This window comes from Microbacterium sp. LWO14-1.2, from assembly GCF_038397715.1.
In the GTDB taxonomy this organism is placed as follows: Bacteria; Actinomycetota; Actinomycetes; order Actinomycetales; family Microbacteriaceae; genus Microbacterium.
In genome coordinates this window covers 904,669-919,322 of the sequence record NZ_CP151633.1, presented here as the reverse complement: position 1 = coordinate 919,322, position 14,654 = coordinate 904,669, and the positions used below count along the sequence as shown (strand labels likewise).

At 69.2% G+C, this 14,654-nt stretch carries 14 protein-coding genes; 10 read left to right on the top strand and 4 right to left on the bottom strand.

The window, feature by feature from the left end:
- Positions 1–114 precede the first annotated feature (114 nt).
- A complete protein-coding gene (locus MRBLWO14_RS04370) occupies positions 115–1,374 on the top strand; it encodes an ABC transporter substrate-binding protein (protein WP_341935240.1) in 1,260 nt (419 codons plus the stop codon).
- 300 nt (positions 1,375–1,674) lie between these two features.
- Here the strand turns inward: MRBLWO14_RS04370 and MRBLWO14_RS04365 are convergent, their stop codons facing one another.
- The 4 genes from MRBLWO14_RS04365 to MRBLWO14_RS04350 are packed head-to-tail and all read right to left on the bottom strand — an operon-like array spanning position 1,675 to position 5,771.
- The gene (locus tag MRBLWO14_RS04365) at positions 1,675–2,445 is read right to left on the bottom strand and encodes an ABC transporter ATP-binding protein (protein WP_341935239.1); all 771 of its coding nucleotides are present in this window, start codon (positions 2,443–2,445) and stop codon (positions 1,675–1,677) included.
- Positions 2,442–3,452 carry an ABC transporter ATP-binding protein gene (locus MRBLWO14_RS04360; RefSeq protein WP_341935238.1) on the bottom strand — a complete coding sequence of 337 codons (1,011 nt, stop codon included), beginning with the start codon at positions 3,450–3,452 and terminating at the stop codon, positions 2,442–2,444. Before MRBLWO14_RS04360 ends, MRBLWO14_RS04365 begins: the two co-directional genes overlap by 4 nt.
- On the bottom strand, positions 3,442–4,419 hold the full coding sequence (locus MRBLWO14_RS04355) for a branched-chain amino acid ABC transporter permease (RefSeq protein WP_096714299.1): 978 nt from the start codon (positions 4,417–4,419) through the stop codon (positions 3,442–3,444). The genes MRBLWO14_RS04360 and MRBLWO14_RS04355 overlap by 11 nt, the downstream gene beginning before the upstream one ends.
- Before the next feature lie 2 nt (positions 4,420–4,421).
- Positions 4,422–5,771 (bottom strand): branched-chain amino acid ABC transporter permease, encoded by a 1,350-nt coding sequence (locus MRBLWO14_RS04350; protein ID WP_341935237.1) that lies wholly within the window; start codon positions 5,769–5,771, stop codon positions 4,422–4,424.
- A 264-nt stretch (positions 5,772–6,035) separates the two neighbouring features.
- Here MRBLWO14_RS04350 and guaB point away from each other — a divergent pair, with 264 nt between their 5' ends.
- The 9 genes from guaB (at position 6,036) to MRBLWO14_RS04305 (ending at position 14,601) form a co-directional block, all read left to right on the top strand.
- A complete protein-coding gene (guaB, locus tag MRBLWO14_RS04345) occupies positions 6,036–7,538 on the top strand; it encodes an IMP dehydrogenase (RefSeq protein WP_341935236.1) in 1,503 nt (500 codons plus the stop codon).
- Positions 7,539–7,626: 88 nt separating this feature from the next.
- Positions 7,627–7,941, top strand: coding sequence for a DUF2277 domain-containing protein (locus MRBLWO14_RS04340; RefSeq protein ID WP_341935235.1), 315 nt, complete (start codon positions 7,627–7,629; stop codon positions 7,939–7,941).
- A 171-nt stretch (positions 7,942–8,112) separates the two neighbouring features.
- Positions 8,113–9,156 carry a response regulator gene (locus MRBLWO14_RS04335; protein WP_341935234.1) on the top strand — a complete coding sequence of 348 codons (1,044 nt, stop codon included), beginning with the start codon at positions 8,113–8,115 and terminating at the stop codon, positions 9,154–9,156.
- Positions 9,156–10,145: an ATP-grasp domain-containing protein gene (locus tag MRBLWO14_RS04330; RefSeq protein ID WP_341935233.1), complete on the top strand. Its 990-nt coding sequence runs from the start codon at positions 9,156–9,158 to the stop codon at positions 10,143–10,145. The genes MRBLWO14_RS04335 and MRBLWO14_RS04330 overlap by 1 nt, the downstream gene beginning before the upstream one ends.
- Positions 10,142–10,852 (top strand): PHP domain-containing protein, encoded by a 711-nt coding sequence (locus MRBLWO14_RS04325; protein WP_341935232.1) that lies wholly within the window; start codon positions 10,142–10,144, stop codon positions 10,850–10,852. Before MRBLWO14_RS04330 ends, MRBLWO14_RS04325 begins: the two co-directional genes overlap by 4 nt.
- Positions 10,852–12,339: a glycosyltransferase family 2 protein gene (locus tag MRBLWO14_RS04320; protein ID WP_341935231.1), complete on the top strand. Its 1,488-nt coding sequence runs from the start codon at positions 10,852–10,854 to the stop codon at positions 12,337–12,339. The genes MRBLWO14_RS04325 and MRBLWO14_RS04320 overlap by 1 nt, the downstream gene beginning before the upstream one ends.
- Positions 12,336–12,476: a hypothetical protein gene (locus MRBLWO14_RS04315; protein WP_341935230.1), complete on the top strand. Its 141-nt coding sequence runs from the start codon at positions 12,336–12,338 to the stop codon at positions 12,474–12,476. The genes MRBLWO14_RS04320 and MRBLWO14_RS04315 overlap by 4 nt, the downstream gene beginning before the upstream one ends.
- Entirely contained in the window at positions 12,476–12,823 is a 348-nt protein-coding gene (locus tag MRBLWO14_RS04310; RefSeq protein ID WP_341935229.1) for a response regulator, read from the top strand. The genes MRBLWO14_RS04315 and MRBLWO14_RS04310 overlap by 1 nt, the downstream gene beginning before the upstream one ends.
- Positions 12,820–14,601 carry an ATP-binding protein gene (locus MRBLWO14_RS04305; RefSeq protein ID WP_341935228.1) on the top strand — a complete coding sequence of 594 codons (1,782 nt, stop codon included), beginning with the start codon at positions 12,820–12,822 and terminating at the stop codon, positions 14,599–14,601. The genes MRBLWO14_RS04310 and MRBLWO14_RS04305 overlap by 4 nt, the downstream gene beginning before the upstream one ends.
- Positions 14,602–14,654: the final 53 nt, after the last annotated feature.

The following is a 14,654-nucleotide window of genomic DNA, read 5'->3' as shown; positions in this document are numbered from 1 at the left end:
CGGATCGTTAACGCACCGAAACACTACCGACCCCTCCCGGAAGCGTTCTGCACCTAATGTGTAGATCATCCGACCGTGGTCCACAGTCCACGGCCAGTCACGCAAGGGAGCATCATGACCGTATTCACGCGCTCGCGCAGCGCCAAGATCATCGCAGGGGTCGCGCTCGTCAGCGCCTCCGCGCTGATCATCTCGGGCTGCAGCAGCTCGCCGTCGGAGGAGTCTTCGGGCGGGGGCGACAAGCCGGCCCAGGACCTCACCCTCAAGCTCGGCTCGCTGCTGCCGCAGACCGGATCGCTCGCGTTCCTCGGCCCGCCCATGGAGTCGGGCGTCGGCCTGGCCGTGAAAGAGATCAACGACGCGGACGCCGGTATCACCATCGACCTCACCGCCGAGGACGAGGGCGACACCGACACCAAGGCGTACGAGACCTCGATCACCAAGCTCCAGAGCGCGGGTGTCTCCGCGATCGTCGGCGCCGCGGCCTCGGGCGTCTCGAAGCTCATCCTCGACGGAAACGTCAGCGCCGGCATCCTGCAGATCTCCGCCTCGAACACGTCGCCGGACTTCACCACGTGGGACGACGACGGCCTCTACTTCCGCACCGCCCCGAGCGACCTGCTCCAGGGCGAGGTGCTCGGCAACCTGATCGCCGAGGACGGTGCGAAGTCGCTGGGCATCATCTACCAGAACGACGCCTACGGCACCGGCCTCGACGCCGCGATCAAGGAGACGTTCGAGGGCACCGGCGGCGAGGTCGTCGCCGAGGCGTCCTTCAACGTCGGCGACGCGCAGTTCGACGCGCAGGTCGAGACGATCAAGGCACAGAACCCCGACGCCGTCGCGATCGTGTCGTTCGACCAGTTCAAGACGATCGCGCCGCTGCTGGTGAACGCCGGCATCTCGGCCGACAAGTTCTACATGGTCGACGGCAACCTCTCCGACTACGGCGACGAGATCCCGGTCTCGCTCGAGGGCGCTCAGGGCACCAAGGCCGGACCCGCACTCGAGGACGACTTCACCGACCGCCTCCAGACGTACTGGACCGGTGAGGGCAACCCCGAGGTGAAGGACTTCACCTACGCGGCAGAGGCATACGACGCCGTCGTGCTCGTGGCTCTCGCTTCGCTCGCGGCCGGTTCCACCGAGGGTGCGGACATCGCGGCCAAGATGGAGGAGATCTCGGGCGGCTCGGGCGACGGTGAGAAGTGCACCACGTTCGCGGACTGCGCCAAGATCATCAACGACGGCGGCACGGCCGACTACGACGGCTACTCCGGCGAGGTCACGTTCGACGAGAACGGCGACCCGCAGGGCGCCACGATCGGCATCTACAAGTACAACGCCGAGAACACCATCGAGCGCACCAACTGATCGCACCAGCTCACGCTGACTGATCGCACGAAGGCCCCGGATGCAGCATCCGGGGCCTTCGTCATGCGCGCGGCGTGCGGAGGGGAGTGCGGCGCGTTTCGTCTCGCTTCGCTCGCTCAACGACCCGGGGGATGGCGCTCGCTCAACGACCCGGGGGATGGCGCTCGCTCAACGACCCGGGGGATGGCGCGCGCTCAACGACCCGGGGGATGGCGCTCGCTCAACGACCAGGGGGACGGCGCGCTCGGGCACGAGAGAGGGGCGGATGCCGCAGCATCCGCCCCTCTCGTCTCTGAGCCGTCAGGCGGCGTCCGTGCCCAGGGTGCCCAGGTACAGGCCGATGACCTTCGGGTCGTTCAGCAGGTCGCGTCCGGTGCCCTCGTACGCGTCGCGGCCCTGATCGAGCACGTAGCCGCGGTCGCAGATCTGCAGACAACGGCGGGCGTTCTGCTCGACCATGATGGTCGTGACGCCTGCCTTGTTGATGTCGGAGACGCGGATGAACGCGTCGTCCTGACGCACGGGGGAGAGGCCGGCCGACGGCTCGTCGAGCAGCAGCACCGACGGGTCCATCATGAGCGCGCGTGACATCGCGACCATCTGGCGCTCACCGCCGGAGAGCGATCCGGCTCGCTGCTTGAGGCGCTTGCCCAGCTCGGCGAAGATGCCCGTGACGAACTCCAGCCGCTCGGCGTACGCCTTGGGGTTCTGGTAGAGCCCCATCTGCAGGTTCTCCTCGATCGACAGCGAGGGGAAGACGTTGTTCGTCTGCGGTACGAACGCCACACCGCGCTTGACGAGCTTGTCGGCCTTGAGGCCGACGATGCTCTCGCCCTTCACGGTGATGTCGCCGTCTCGCACGTTCACGAGTCCGAAGATCGCCTTGAGCAGCGTCGACTTCCCGGCGCCGTTCGGTCCGATGATGCCGATCAGCTCGCCCTGCCTGGCGACGAGGTTCGCGCCGTTGAGGATGTTCACGCCGGGCAGGTAGCCGGCGTGCACGTCCTTCAGCTCGACGACCACGTCATCGTTCGCCGGGGCCGTTCCGTTCACGGATGCCGCATCGCTCATGCGCGTCCCTCCTCTGCCTCTTCGGCGGCCAGTTCCGCGTCGGCCTCCGCCTCGATCTGCTCGCGCAGCTTCACGGCCGCGGTGTCGGCCAGTACCGGGATGCGGCCGGTCACGGCGCCGAGATCGACGTCCTGATGCGCACCGAGGTACGCGTCGACGACAGCCGGATCCTCCATGACCTCCTCGGGCGGCCCCTCGGCGACGACGCGCCCCTCCGCCATCACGACCACCCAGTCGGCGATGTGCCGCACCATGTGCATGTCGTGCTCGACGAACAGCACGGTCATGCCCTGCTCCTTGAGGTCGAGGATGTGATCGAGCAGCGACTGCGTGAGCGCCGGGTTCACGCCGGCCATCGGCTCGTCGAGCATCACCAGCGTCGGGTCGCTCATGAGCGCCCTGGCCATCTCGAGGAGCTTGCGCTGACCGCCCGAGAGCGCTGCCGCGAAGTCCTTCTCCTTGGCGTCGAGCTTGAAGCGCCTGAGCAGCTCGCGCGCCTTGACCTCGATCTCCTTGTCCTGCTTGCGCCACAGGAACGGGAAGAGGCTCGACCAGAAGCCCTCGCCCCGCTGACCCGGGGCGCCGAGCTTCATGTTCTCGAGCACCGTGAGCAGCGACAGGGACTTCGTGAGCTGGAACGTGCGCACCTGGCCCATGCGGGCGACCTTGAACGACGGCACGCCGGACAGGTTCTTGCCGTCGAACGACCACGAACCGCTGTTGGGCTTGTCGAAGCCGCAGAGCAGGTTGAACAGCGTCGTCTTGCCGGCGCCGTTCGGGCCGATCAGCGCGGTGATGGCTCCGCGCGGGACCTCCAGGTGATCGACGTCGACCGCGGTGAGGCCGCCGAAGCGGCGCTGCACGGCATCCACCACGAGGATGGGGTCGACCTTGGCGACGCCGGGGGCGGCCGGGCCCTTCGTGAGGCCGGTCGTCTTCGGACGTCGGACGCTTCCCGTCGCGGGGGCCGATTCGGCGCCGGCGTCGGGGGTCAGTTCATTTGACAAAGGTCATCTCCCTCTTGTCTCCGAGGATGCCCTGCGGGCGGAAGATCACGAGCAGCATGAGGGCGATGCCGACGAAGATGAACACCAGCGTCGACGCCTGGCTGTCGGACATGGGCAGGAGGTCCGCCTTGGCCATGGCCGGGAGCAGGTTCGCGAGGAAGGCGAACACGACCCAGAACAGGATGGCGCCCAGCGTCGGCCCGAAGACCGTCGCGGCACCGCCGAGCAGGAGCACCGTCCACAGGAAGAAGGTGAGCGAGGTCGTGTAGCTGCCCGGCACCACGGCGGAGGGAAGGACGAACACGATGCCGCCCGCCGCGCCGATGATGCCGCCGACCACCAGGGCCTGCATCTTGTAGGCGAACACGTTCTTGCCGAGCGACCGCACGGCGTCCTCGTCCTCGCGGATGCCCTTGAGCACGCGGCCCCACGGGCTGCGCATGAGCGCCCAGACGACGAGCACGGCGAGAGCCAGCACGATCACGCCGAACACGCGGTTCCACAGGTCGTTCGCCGTGTAGGTCCACGGTCCGAAGCCGTACGTTCCGGTGGGGAAGGGGTTCGCGTCGCGGAACCCGCCGTTGTACTGGGCGAGGCCGTCGGCCGAGTTGGTGAACTCGTCGAACAGCTGCGTCGTGAACAGCAGACGCACGATCTCACCCGCCGCGATGGTCGCGATGGCGAGGTAGTCGGCTCTCAGTCGCAGCGTCGGGATGCCCAGGAGCACCGCGAACAGCGCTCCGCCGCCGAGCCCGATGAGCATTCCGACCCACCACGGGAGGCCGAAGGAGAGCACGGAGATCGCGTAGCCGTAGCCGCCGACCGCCATGAACGCCGCCATGCCGAAGTTCAGCAGACCGGCGTAGCCGAAGTGCACCGCGAGGCCGGTCGCCGCGAGCGCGTAGGCGATCGTGACCGGGCTGAAGAGGTAGACCGCGGTGTTGGAGAAGATGCTTCCGAAGTCCATCGTCAGCCCAACCTTTCCTTGCGTCCGAGCAGACCCTGCGGCCTCACCAGGAGGATGACGATGAGGACGACCAGCGCGCTGGCGTACTTGAGGTCCGACGGGATCCACAGGGTCGAGACCTCGACCGCGATCCCGACGATGAGCGATCCGACGAGAGCGCCGAAGGCGGTGCCGAGACCGCCGAGCGTGATGGCGGCGAAGATGAGCAGCAGCATCTGCATGCCCATGTCCCACTTCACGCCGGGGCGGAAGTACGCCCAGAGGATGCCGGAGATCGCCGCGAGCACACCCGCGAGGATCCACACGATGCGGATCACGCGGTCGACGTCGATTCCGGATGCCGCGGCGAGCTGCGGGTTGTCGGAGATGGCGCGTGTGGCCTTGCCGATGCGGGTGCGGGTGAGGAACCACGCGACCCCGAGGATCACGACGATGCTCACCGACATCGCGATCATGTCGATGTACGACAGCGAGATCGGCCCGAACTGGATCGGCGTGGGGCTCGCCCCGGGCAGCTGCCGCGTGCCGCCGCCGATGAAGTACTGGAAGACGTAGCGGAGGGCGAGCGAGAGTCCGATGCTGACGATCATGAGCTGCACGACGCCGAGTCCACGTCGTCGCAGCGGACGCCACAGCCCGGCATCCATCGCCCAGCCGAAGAGACCTCCTCCGATCACCGCCGCCGCGATGCCGAGCCACAGCGGCAGGTGCCAGAAGCTCGTGGTGACCAGGGCGACCAGGCCGCCCCACGTGACCATCTCGGCGTGCGCGAAGTTCGACAGGCGGGTGGTGCCGTAGATCAGGGCCGCACCCATCGACGCGAGTGCGAGCAGGAGGCCGAAGTTGAGCCCGCCGACGAGGCGGGAGAGGAGCTGGTCGATGAAGGTGACGGTGACCCGCTGCCCCTCGCCGAGGAAGAGGTTCGTGATCTTCGTGCCGGTGAGGCCGAACTCGACCTCGAACGACGCGGTCGTGCCCGCGATGGGCTGCGTGCCCTCCGGCAGCTGGGCCGCGTCGACGATCACCCCGTCGGGGAGCGTGTCCTCGTCGACCGTGAGCGTGTACTTCTCCTTCTCGGGGACGTACAGGCGCCACTTGCCCTCGGCGTCGGTCTCGGTCTCGCCTTCGAAGCCCTTGCCCTCGATCGTCATGACCACGCCCTCCACGGGCTGGTCATCGAACGTGATCACGCCGGCGAAGTAGAAATCGGTGATCTCCTGACCGTCGTCGGTCTCCTCCGCGGAGGCCGAGGCGGGTGGCTGCAGCCACAGGAATGCAAGGGCGAGGAGCGACGCGAGAAGGGGGATGACCCATCGCGTTCCGCTTCGCTTCGCCGAGATCGTCGGACTCACAGAACCTCCCAGTCCAGTACACAGACCAAGACAGGGTGTTCATCGGCCTTGATGTACGACGGTATGAGCGTAATGTGTCGGCTCTGTTTCGACCAAGGCACGATCTGCTCACGGTGAGCACGATCTCATCACGAAGGTGCATGCCCGACGACCGCCACGAGCGGCCGGATGACCCTCGTCGCCGCCGTCACCGGGAATTTCTCCAGCCGTCCGACGCTTAGAATTGGTACCACTCTCGCCAGTCAGCGCCCAGGAGGAGCATCCATGGATCAGCACGACCCCTTCGGATTCGTCGGACTCACTTACGACGATGTGCTGCTCCTCCCGGGGCACACCGACGTCATCCCCAGCGAGGCGGACACCTCGTCGCGGATCACGCGCCGGATCTCGGTCGCCACCCCGCTGCTCTCCAGCGCCATGGACACCGTCACCGAGTCGCGCATGGCCATCGCCATGGCGCGCGAGGGCGGCATCGGCATCCTGCACCGCAACCTCTCGATCGCCGACCAGGCCGCGCACGTCGACCGCGTGAAGCGCAGCGAGTCCGGCATGATCACCGACCCGATCACGACCACCGCCGACGCCACGGTCGAAGAGGTCGACGCGCTGTGCGCCAAGTACCGCATCTCCGGCCTGCCCGTGGTCGACGAGGACGGCCGTCTGGTGGGCATCGTCACCAACCGCGACATGCGCTTCGTCTCGGGCTTCGAGCGCCAGACGACGTTCGTGAAGGACGTCATGACCTCCGAGGGCCTCGTGACGGCCCGCGTCGGCGTCGCGGCGGGCGAGGTCATCGCGCTGTTCGCGAAGCACCGCGTCGAGAAGCTCCCCCTCATCGACGACGACGGCAAGCTCGCCGGACTCATCACCATCAAGGACTTCGACAAGAGCGAGAAGTACCCGCTCGCCACCAAGGACGACCAGGGGCGTCTGCGCGTCGGCGCGGCCATCGGCTTCTTCGGCGACGCGTGGGAGCGCGCCGAGGCACTGCGCGACGCCGGTGTCGACGTGCTCGTCGTCGACACCGCCAACGGTCAGTCGCAGGGTGTGATCGATCTCGTGAAGCGCCTCAAGGCCGACGAGAGCTTCGCCCACATCGACGTGATCGGCGGCAACGTCGCGACCCGCGAGGGCGCGCAGGCGCTCGTCGACGCGGGCGTGGATGCCGTCAAGGTCGGCGTCGGCCCCGGTTCGATCTGCACCACGCGCGTCGTCGCGGGCGTCGGCGTTCCGCAGGTCACCGCGGTGTACGAGGCGTCGCTGGCGGCCGGCCCCGCCGGCATCCCGGTCATCGCCGACGGCGGCCTGCAGTACTCGGGCGACATCGCAAAGGCCCTCGTCGCCGGTGCCGACGCCGTGATGCTCGGCTCCCTGCTGGCCGGCACCGACGAGTCGCCGGGCGAGATCGTGTTCCAGTCGGGCAAGCAGTTCAAGCAGTACCGCGGCATGGGGTCGCTGGGCGCGATGCAGACCCGCGGCAAGCAGACCTCGTACTCGAAGGACCGATACTTCCAGGCCGACGTGCCGAGCGACGACAAGCTGATCCCCGAGGGCATCGAGGGCCAGGTGCCCTACCGCGGCCCGGTCTCGGCCGTGGCGTACCAGCTGGTCGGCGGCCTGCGGCAGTCGATGTTCTACGTCGGCGCCCGCACGATCGAGGAGCTCAAGCAGCGCGGACGCTTCGTGCGCATCACCGCCGCCGGACTCAAGGAATCGCACCCGCACGACGTGCAGATCGTCGTCGAGGCGCCGAACTACAAGCGCTGAGCGCGCACCGACGACGGTTCATCGGAAGGGGCGGATGCTGCGGCATCCGCCCCTTCCGCATGTCGGCGGCGCGGCGTACCGTGCCGGTATGTGCCGCAACATCGTTCCGCTGAACAACCTCGAACCGGCCGCCACCGACGACGAGTGCCATGACGCCGCGCTGCAGTTCGTCCGCAAGGTCTCGGGGTCGAACGCCCCGTCCCGGGCCAACCGGGAGGTGTTCGATCGTGCGGTGGAGGAGATCGCCCGCGCGACGAGGGAGCTCATCGACGGTCTCGTGACTCCGGCCCCTCCCAAGAACCGCGAGCAGGAGGCGGACAAGCGCCGCGCGCGGTCCGCGGAGCGGTACGAGGCGATCCGGGTCTACCAGCAGGAGAAGCGCGCTGCGCGAGCGGCATCCTGATCCCTCCTCGAACGGAGCAGCACGCGGCGATGCGGTAGCGCTCCCACGTCTGCCATATGCCAATATTTAGGGATACTCGCTCGACTTCCCTCGGGCTCCCGGTGGAGAAGGCCTCCGGTGGCGCATCGCCGGTCCCCGCCGGCAGGGGGACATCCCCATGGAGAGCCGCATATGTCTGACGATGCACCCCGCGTCCTCGTCGTCGACGACGACCCCGACGTCGCCCTGCTGGTCAAGACCGTGCTCGAACGCCGGGCGGGCTGCGTCGTGCTCACCGCCGGCGACGGGCTGACCGCCGTCGAGCGCATCGCCGAGTTCGAACCCGACGTGGTCGTCACCGACATCGAGATGCCCGGCCTCGACGGCCTCGAACTCGTCGCGGAGCTGCGTCGCCGTGACCCCGTCGTGCCCGTGGTCGTGATGACCGCCCACGTCTCGGTCGAGTACGCCGTCTCGGCGCTCCGCGCCCAGGCCGACGAGTTCCTCACCAAGCCCCTCGACAACGTGCGGCTCGTGGAGGCCGTCACCCGTCTCGCTGCGGAGGGTCGCGCTCGACGGACCGCCAGCCGTGCGAAGCAGGTCGTGCTGGCGATCGGCGCGCACCCCGACGACGTCGAGATCGGGGTCGGCGGGATCCTCGCCGCGCACTCCCGCGCCGGCGACTCGGTCACGATCCTCACGCTGTCGCGCGGCTCGCGCGGAGGAGACGCCGACAGTCGGCAGCACGAGTCGCTCGCCTCGGCCGATCGGCTCGGCGCCCGCCTGTTCCTCAAGGACCTCATCGACACCGAGATCTCCGGCGGCGGGACGACCGTGCGCCTGATCGAGGAAGTGGTCAACGAGATCCAGCCGACCATCGTCTACACGCACTCCGAGCACGACCGTCACCAGGACCACCGTGCCGTGAGCGAGGCGACGCTCGTCGCGACCCGCAAGGTCGGCACGGTCGCGTGCTACCAGAGCCCGTCCGCCACCATCGACTTCCGTCCGACCCGGTTCGTGCGCATCGACGACTACCTCGGCGAGAAGCTGCAGCTGCTCGAGTGCTTCGCCTCGCAGACCGCGACGCGCGACTACCTCGACCCCGGCTTCGTCACCGCGACGGCACGGTACTGGTCGCGCTTCGGCGGGGGAGCGGCCGTCGAGCCGCTCGAAGTCGTGCGTGAGACCGCCGAGTTCATCGGCGCCCACGAGCTCACCAGGCAGGAGGGCTGATGGCCGCCCGCATCCTCGTCACCGGCGCCGGCGGTCCCGCCGGCGTCGCCGTGATCCGCTCGCTGCTGCGCCGCGACGACCTCACGGTGTTCGCCGCCGACATGGACGGCTGGGCCAGCGGCATCTATCTCGTCCCACCCGAGCAGCGACGGCTCGTGCCGCCCGGCCGGGCCGACGACTTCGTCCCGGCGATCGCGCAGATGGTGCGCGACGATCGGCTCGACCTCGTGGTCTCCACGGTCGACGTCGAGCTCGTGGCGCTCGCCGGGCGCCGGGACGAGCTCGCCCCGGCGGTGCTCGCCGCGCCCTCGGAGGACACGCTGCACGCCGCGCTCGACAAGTACGTCCTCGCGGAGCGGTGCGCATCGACCGGACGCAGCCCGCGGACGCTCCTCGCAGGGCCCGAGGCGCTGGCCGCCGAGTGGGAGTTCCCGGTGTTCGCCAAACCTCGCCAGGGGGCGGGGAGCCGCGGCATCCGTCTCGTCCCCGACCGCGCGGCGCTCGAAGCGCTGCCGGTCGACGAGGGGCTGATCGTGCAGGAGTTCCTCCCCGGCGAGGAGTACTCGGTGGATGTGCTCGCCGACGCCTCGGGCCGCGTGGTGGCCGCTGTACCGCGCACCCGCGCTCGCGTGGACTCGGGTGTCGCCATCGCCGGCCGCACGGTGCACGACGAGGAGCTGGAGCAGACCGCCGCGGCCGTCGCATCGGCGATCGGACTCGTCGGCGTCGCGAACGTGCAGCTGCGGCGCGACCGTTCCGGGCGCGCGATGCTGCTCGAGGTGAATCCGCGGTTCCCCGGTGCCCTGCCGCTCACGATCGCGGCGGGCGTCGACATCCCCTCGCTCGTGGCCGATCTGTTCCTCGGCGTCGACATCCCCGCATCCGTGCCGTTCCGCGAACTCGCCTCGGTGCGCTTCCTCGAAGACATCATCGTCGAGGTCGACGAGGTGCTCGTCTCCGAGCACGCCGGTCATCAGGACGAACTGTGAGCCACGACCTGCTGCGCGGCGACCACCACGTGCACTCCACGTTCTCCGACGACGCCGTGTCGACCCTCGAGGAGAACGTCGCGGCGGGTGCCGAACGGGGGCTGACGACGCTCCGGCTCGTCGACCACGTGCGCAGCGACACCGCCTGGGTCCCCGAGTACCTCGCGGCCGTGCGAGGGCTGCAGGTGCCGGACGGGCTCACGGTGCTCACCGGCGTGGAGGCGAAGATCCTCGACGTCTCTGGCGAGCTCGACATCCCCGTGCTCCCGCCAGGGATCGACCGCATCCTCATCGCCGACCACCAGTTCCCGGGAGACGACGGCCCGCTCGGACCGACCGCGGTGCGCGAGCGGATCGCCGCCGGATGGGCGACGGACGACGTCCTCGACCAGCTGGTGACCGCGCTGAACGCCTCGATGACGCGGTATCCGGGCAATCAGCTCGCGCACTGCTTCTCGATCCTGCCGAAGATCGGCCTGGTCGAGGACGACCTCGGCCCCGAGCGGATCGCCAGCTGGGCCCGCACCGCAGCCGAGACGGACACGCTCGTCGAGGTCAACGAGAAGTGGGGCTGCCCGGGCGGCGCGCTGCTCGATGCGCTGCGGGATGCCGGAGCCGTCGTCGTCGCGTCGACCGACAGCCATGAGGCCTCGGACGTCGGCCGCTACGACCGCGTCGTCGCCCTTCTCGACGGTCGGAGCCTCTGATGCCCGTGCTCACCGGTGCCGAGACCGCGCTGGTCGTCGTGCTCATCCTGTGCGTCCTGGTCGGGACGCTGCCCGTGATCAACACCGGGCTGCAGTTCCTGCTCCTGCCCGTGCACGCGTTCCGCAACCACTACGGCAAGGCCGCTCCGCACCATCCGCGCATCGCCGTCCTGATCCCCGCCTGGAACGAGGCGCTCGTGCTCGGCCCCGCGATCGAGAGGCTCCTGCAGCTCGAATACCCCGCCGACCGCCTCCGGGTCTTCGTGATCGACGACGCCTCGACCGACGACACCCCCGCGGTCGTGGCGGCCAAGATCGAGGCGCACCCCGGACGCGTGGTGCACCTGCGGCGCGAGCAGGGCGGGCAGGGCAAGGCGCACACGCTCAACCACGGGCTCGACGTCGTGCTCGCGGACGAGTGGACCGAGGCCGTGCTCATCATGGACGCCGACGTGATCTTCGCACGCGACTCGCTGCGCAAGCTCAGTCGCCACCTCGCCGACGAGAAGGTCGGCGCGGTCACCGCGTACATCGCCGAGGGCAGTCGCGACCGCAACTACCTCACCCGGTTCATCGCGATCGAGTACGTCATCGGGCAGCTGTCGGCACGCCGCACGCAGAACGTCGGGGGCGCGATCGCGTGCCTCGCCGGGGGAGCGCAGCTGCACTCTCGGGCGAACCTCGAGGCCATCGGCGGGCGCATCCCCACCGGCACGCTCGCCGAAGACACCATGACGACGTTCGAGGGGCAGCTCAAAGGACGCCGCATGGTGTTCGAGCCGCACGCTGTCGTGCTCGCGGAGGAACCGCGCACGATCGACTCGCTCTGGAAGCAGCGCCTGCGGTGGGCGCGGGGGAACGTGCAGCTCACGTCGATCTACAAGAGGCTCTGGTTCCGTCCCAGCGATCAGCACAACCTCGGCAGCTTCGCGTTCGGCCTCGCCTGGTTCACGATCCTGCTCCTGCCGGCCTTCATGCTCCTCGCAGCGGCCGGAATGCTCGCCCTGCTGCTCCTGCACAGCGACATCGCGGAGTTCGTGTTCCGCTTCATGTGGATCTCCGCCGCGTGCATCTACCTGTTCTCGATGCTCTTCGCCGTGCAGCTCGATCCGCGGATCGGCCGCCAGTCGTGGCGCGAGGCGCTCATGTTCCCCGGGCTCGGGGCCCTGCTCCTCATGGCGATCGCCCTGTTCCCGCAACTCTTCGAGGACGGGCTCGCCGCCCTCGGACTGCCGCTTAACGACGAGACGCGCATCCTCTGGGCGATCGGCTTCTATCTGTGGGGGCCGATCTCGATGCTCGGCATCTGGCTCGCCCGCGTGGTCGAGAAGCTTCCCGGCGGGCGCTTCTTCGCCGGCCTCCTGCTCTACGTCTGCGGGTACGGCTCCCTGCTGTGCGCCATCACCGTGGACTCCTACATCAAGGAGTGGCGTCGCGCCGACGCCGCCTGGATCAAGACCGAGAAGGTCGGACGGGTCGAGTCATGAGCGAAGCACTGCCGCGCGCCGACGAGGAACAGGAGATCGCGACGGATGCCCGGCGCGAGCGACGCCTCGTCTGGCAGGCGCTCCTCTCGCTGGCCGTCGTCGTGGTCGTCGTGATCGTGCGAGAGCTGCTCCTGTGATGAGCGGGCGGCCGCTCGCGCTCGTGGTCGAGGACAGCGCCGACCAGACGGAACTCCTGCGCCGCCACCTCGACCGGGAGGGATTCGACGTCTTCGCCGCGGCGGATGCCGAGAGCGCGATCAGCGCGTTCGACGGCATCTCGCCCGTCGTCGCCGTCGTCGATCTGCTCCTTCCCGGCATCACGGGCACCGAGTGCGCGCGACTCGTGCGCACGCGGTTCCCCGACTGCTTCCTCATCGTGAGCTCGGTGCTCGACGCGACGGACTACCCGGAGGCGGATGCTGCGCTGCCGAAGCCGATCGTCGGAGCCGATCTGCGCGGCATCCTCCGCGGGATCGCGCGGTGAACGCGACGCCTCTCCGCCGCGCGGAGAACAGCTGGTACGGCATCTTCGACAACCCGAGCCCCCTGATCAAGCAGGCGCCCACGGCGATCGCGGCCGCGCTCGCCGCCCTGTTCACGTGGCTCTACCCCGAGCTGCCGTTCTCCGACTTCAACGCCGCCCTCGCCGGGCTGCTGCTCGTGCTGTTCGCGACCGTGCACGCCGGCATCCTCAGCGCCCGCCGCGTCTACGACGGCTGGATCGTGCTCGTCATCCCGATGATCGACATCATCGGACTGGGCCTCTTCCGTGCGGGCACGGGCGGGCCGACGTCGGTGTTCACCTCGCTCGTGCTGCTGCCGGTGGTGTGGATCGCCGCGGCCCCCGGCATCCGCTACGTCTTCGCGGTGGGTGCGCTGACCTCCTTCGCCCTGCTCATGCCGTACATCACGGAGCCGCCAGGCAGCTCGGTCGAGTGGCTGCGCGGCGTCGTGGGCCCGCTCGTCTTCTCCGCGCTCGCCGCCGTCGTCAACGAGCTCTCCCGCCAGCAGCGCCTCCGCGTACGGCAGGCGGAGCTGCTCGTGGCCGAACGCACCTCGGCCCTCAGCGAGAACGTGGTGGTGCTCGAGAGACTGCAGGAGAAGGAGCGGGAGTACCGACAGCTGCTCGACTCCTTCCAGAGCCTGTGGGCGTCGATCACGGTGCAGGCGGTCGTGGCGGTCGACCTGACCGGACGCATCACGGAGTGGAACCCCGGAGCGGTGCGGCTGCTCGGCCTGTCGGTGGAGGAAGCGCTGGACGACGTGCGCGTCGACCGCTTCTTCACCGTGTCTGCGCTGACGCAGCTGGTCGGCGACGCCCCGTGCGCGGCGGCGGGAGCCGACCTCCCGTCGGGCCTCAAGGCGCTCTTCGCACGGGCCGAGGCCGAGCGCAGCGTCGAGGGCGACGTCGACGTCACGACGGCCGGCGGCACCGTCGTGCCCGCCCGCGTCACCATCAGCCCGCGTCGGGACGCGACCGGCGAGACCCAGGGGTACCTGCTCGTGCTGACCGACGAGACGCGTGCCGTCGAGGTCGCGCGCATGAAGGACGAGTTCGTCGGGATGATCTCGCACGAACTGCGGACTCCGCTGAGCGCGATCATCGGATTCCTCGACCTGTTGCGCAACGATCCGGGTCAGCCGCTCTCCGAGGAGCAGGAGGAGTTCGTCGGCATCATCGAGCGCAACGCGCAGCGGCTGCTGACCCTCGTCGGCGACCTGCTCTTCACCGCCCAGGTCGAGTCGGGGCGGTTCCCGCTGGATCGCTCCGAGATCGACCTCGCCGAGATCGTGCGCAACGCGGTGACGTCGTCGGGGCCGCACGCGCAGCGCGAGGGCGTCGAGCTCGTGGCGGAGACCCCGTCGACACCGGTTCGCGTGGTCGCCGATCCCGGCCGCATCGGGCAGGCCCTCGACAACCTGCTCTCCAACGCGATCAAGTTCACGCCGTCGGGCGGTCGGGTCACGGCGGCCGTCCGGCCGCGCGACGGGGGCGTCGAGCTGGCCGTCCGCGACACGGGCCTCGGCATCCCCGAAGACGAGCAGGGGATGCTGTTCACCCGCTTCTTCCGCGCATCGACGGCGACGCGCAACGCTGTGCCCGGGGTGGGCCTGGGGCTCACGATCACGCGGGCGATCGTGCTCGCGCACGGCGGGTCGATGGACGTCACGAGCAAGGAGGGCGTCGGCACGGAGTTCCGGATGTACCTGCCGACGTCGCCGCGCACCGAGGCCGTGCAGGTGGTCGCGAGCACGGTGTGACCGTCGGGGCGTCGCCCGCCTGATATTCTGGTCGGCTCGCCAGGCGGGCGGAA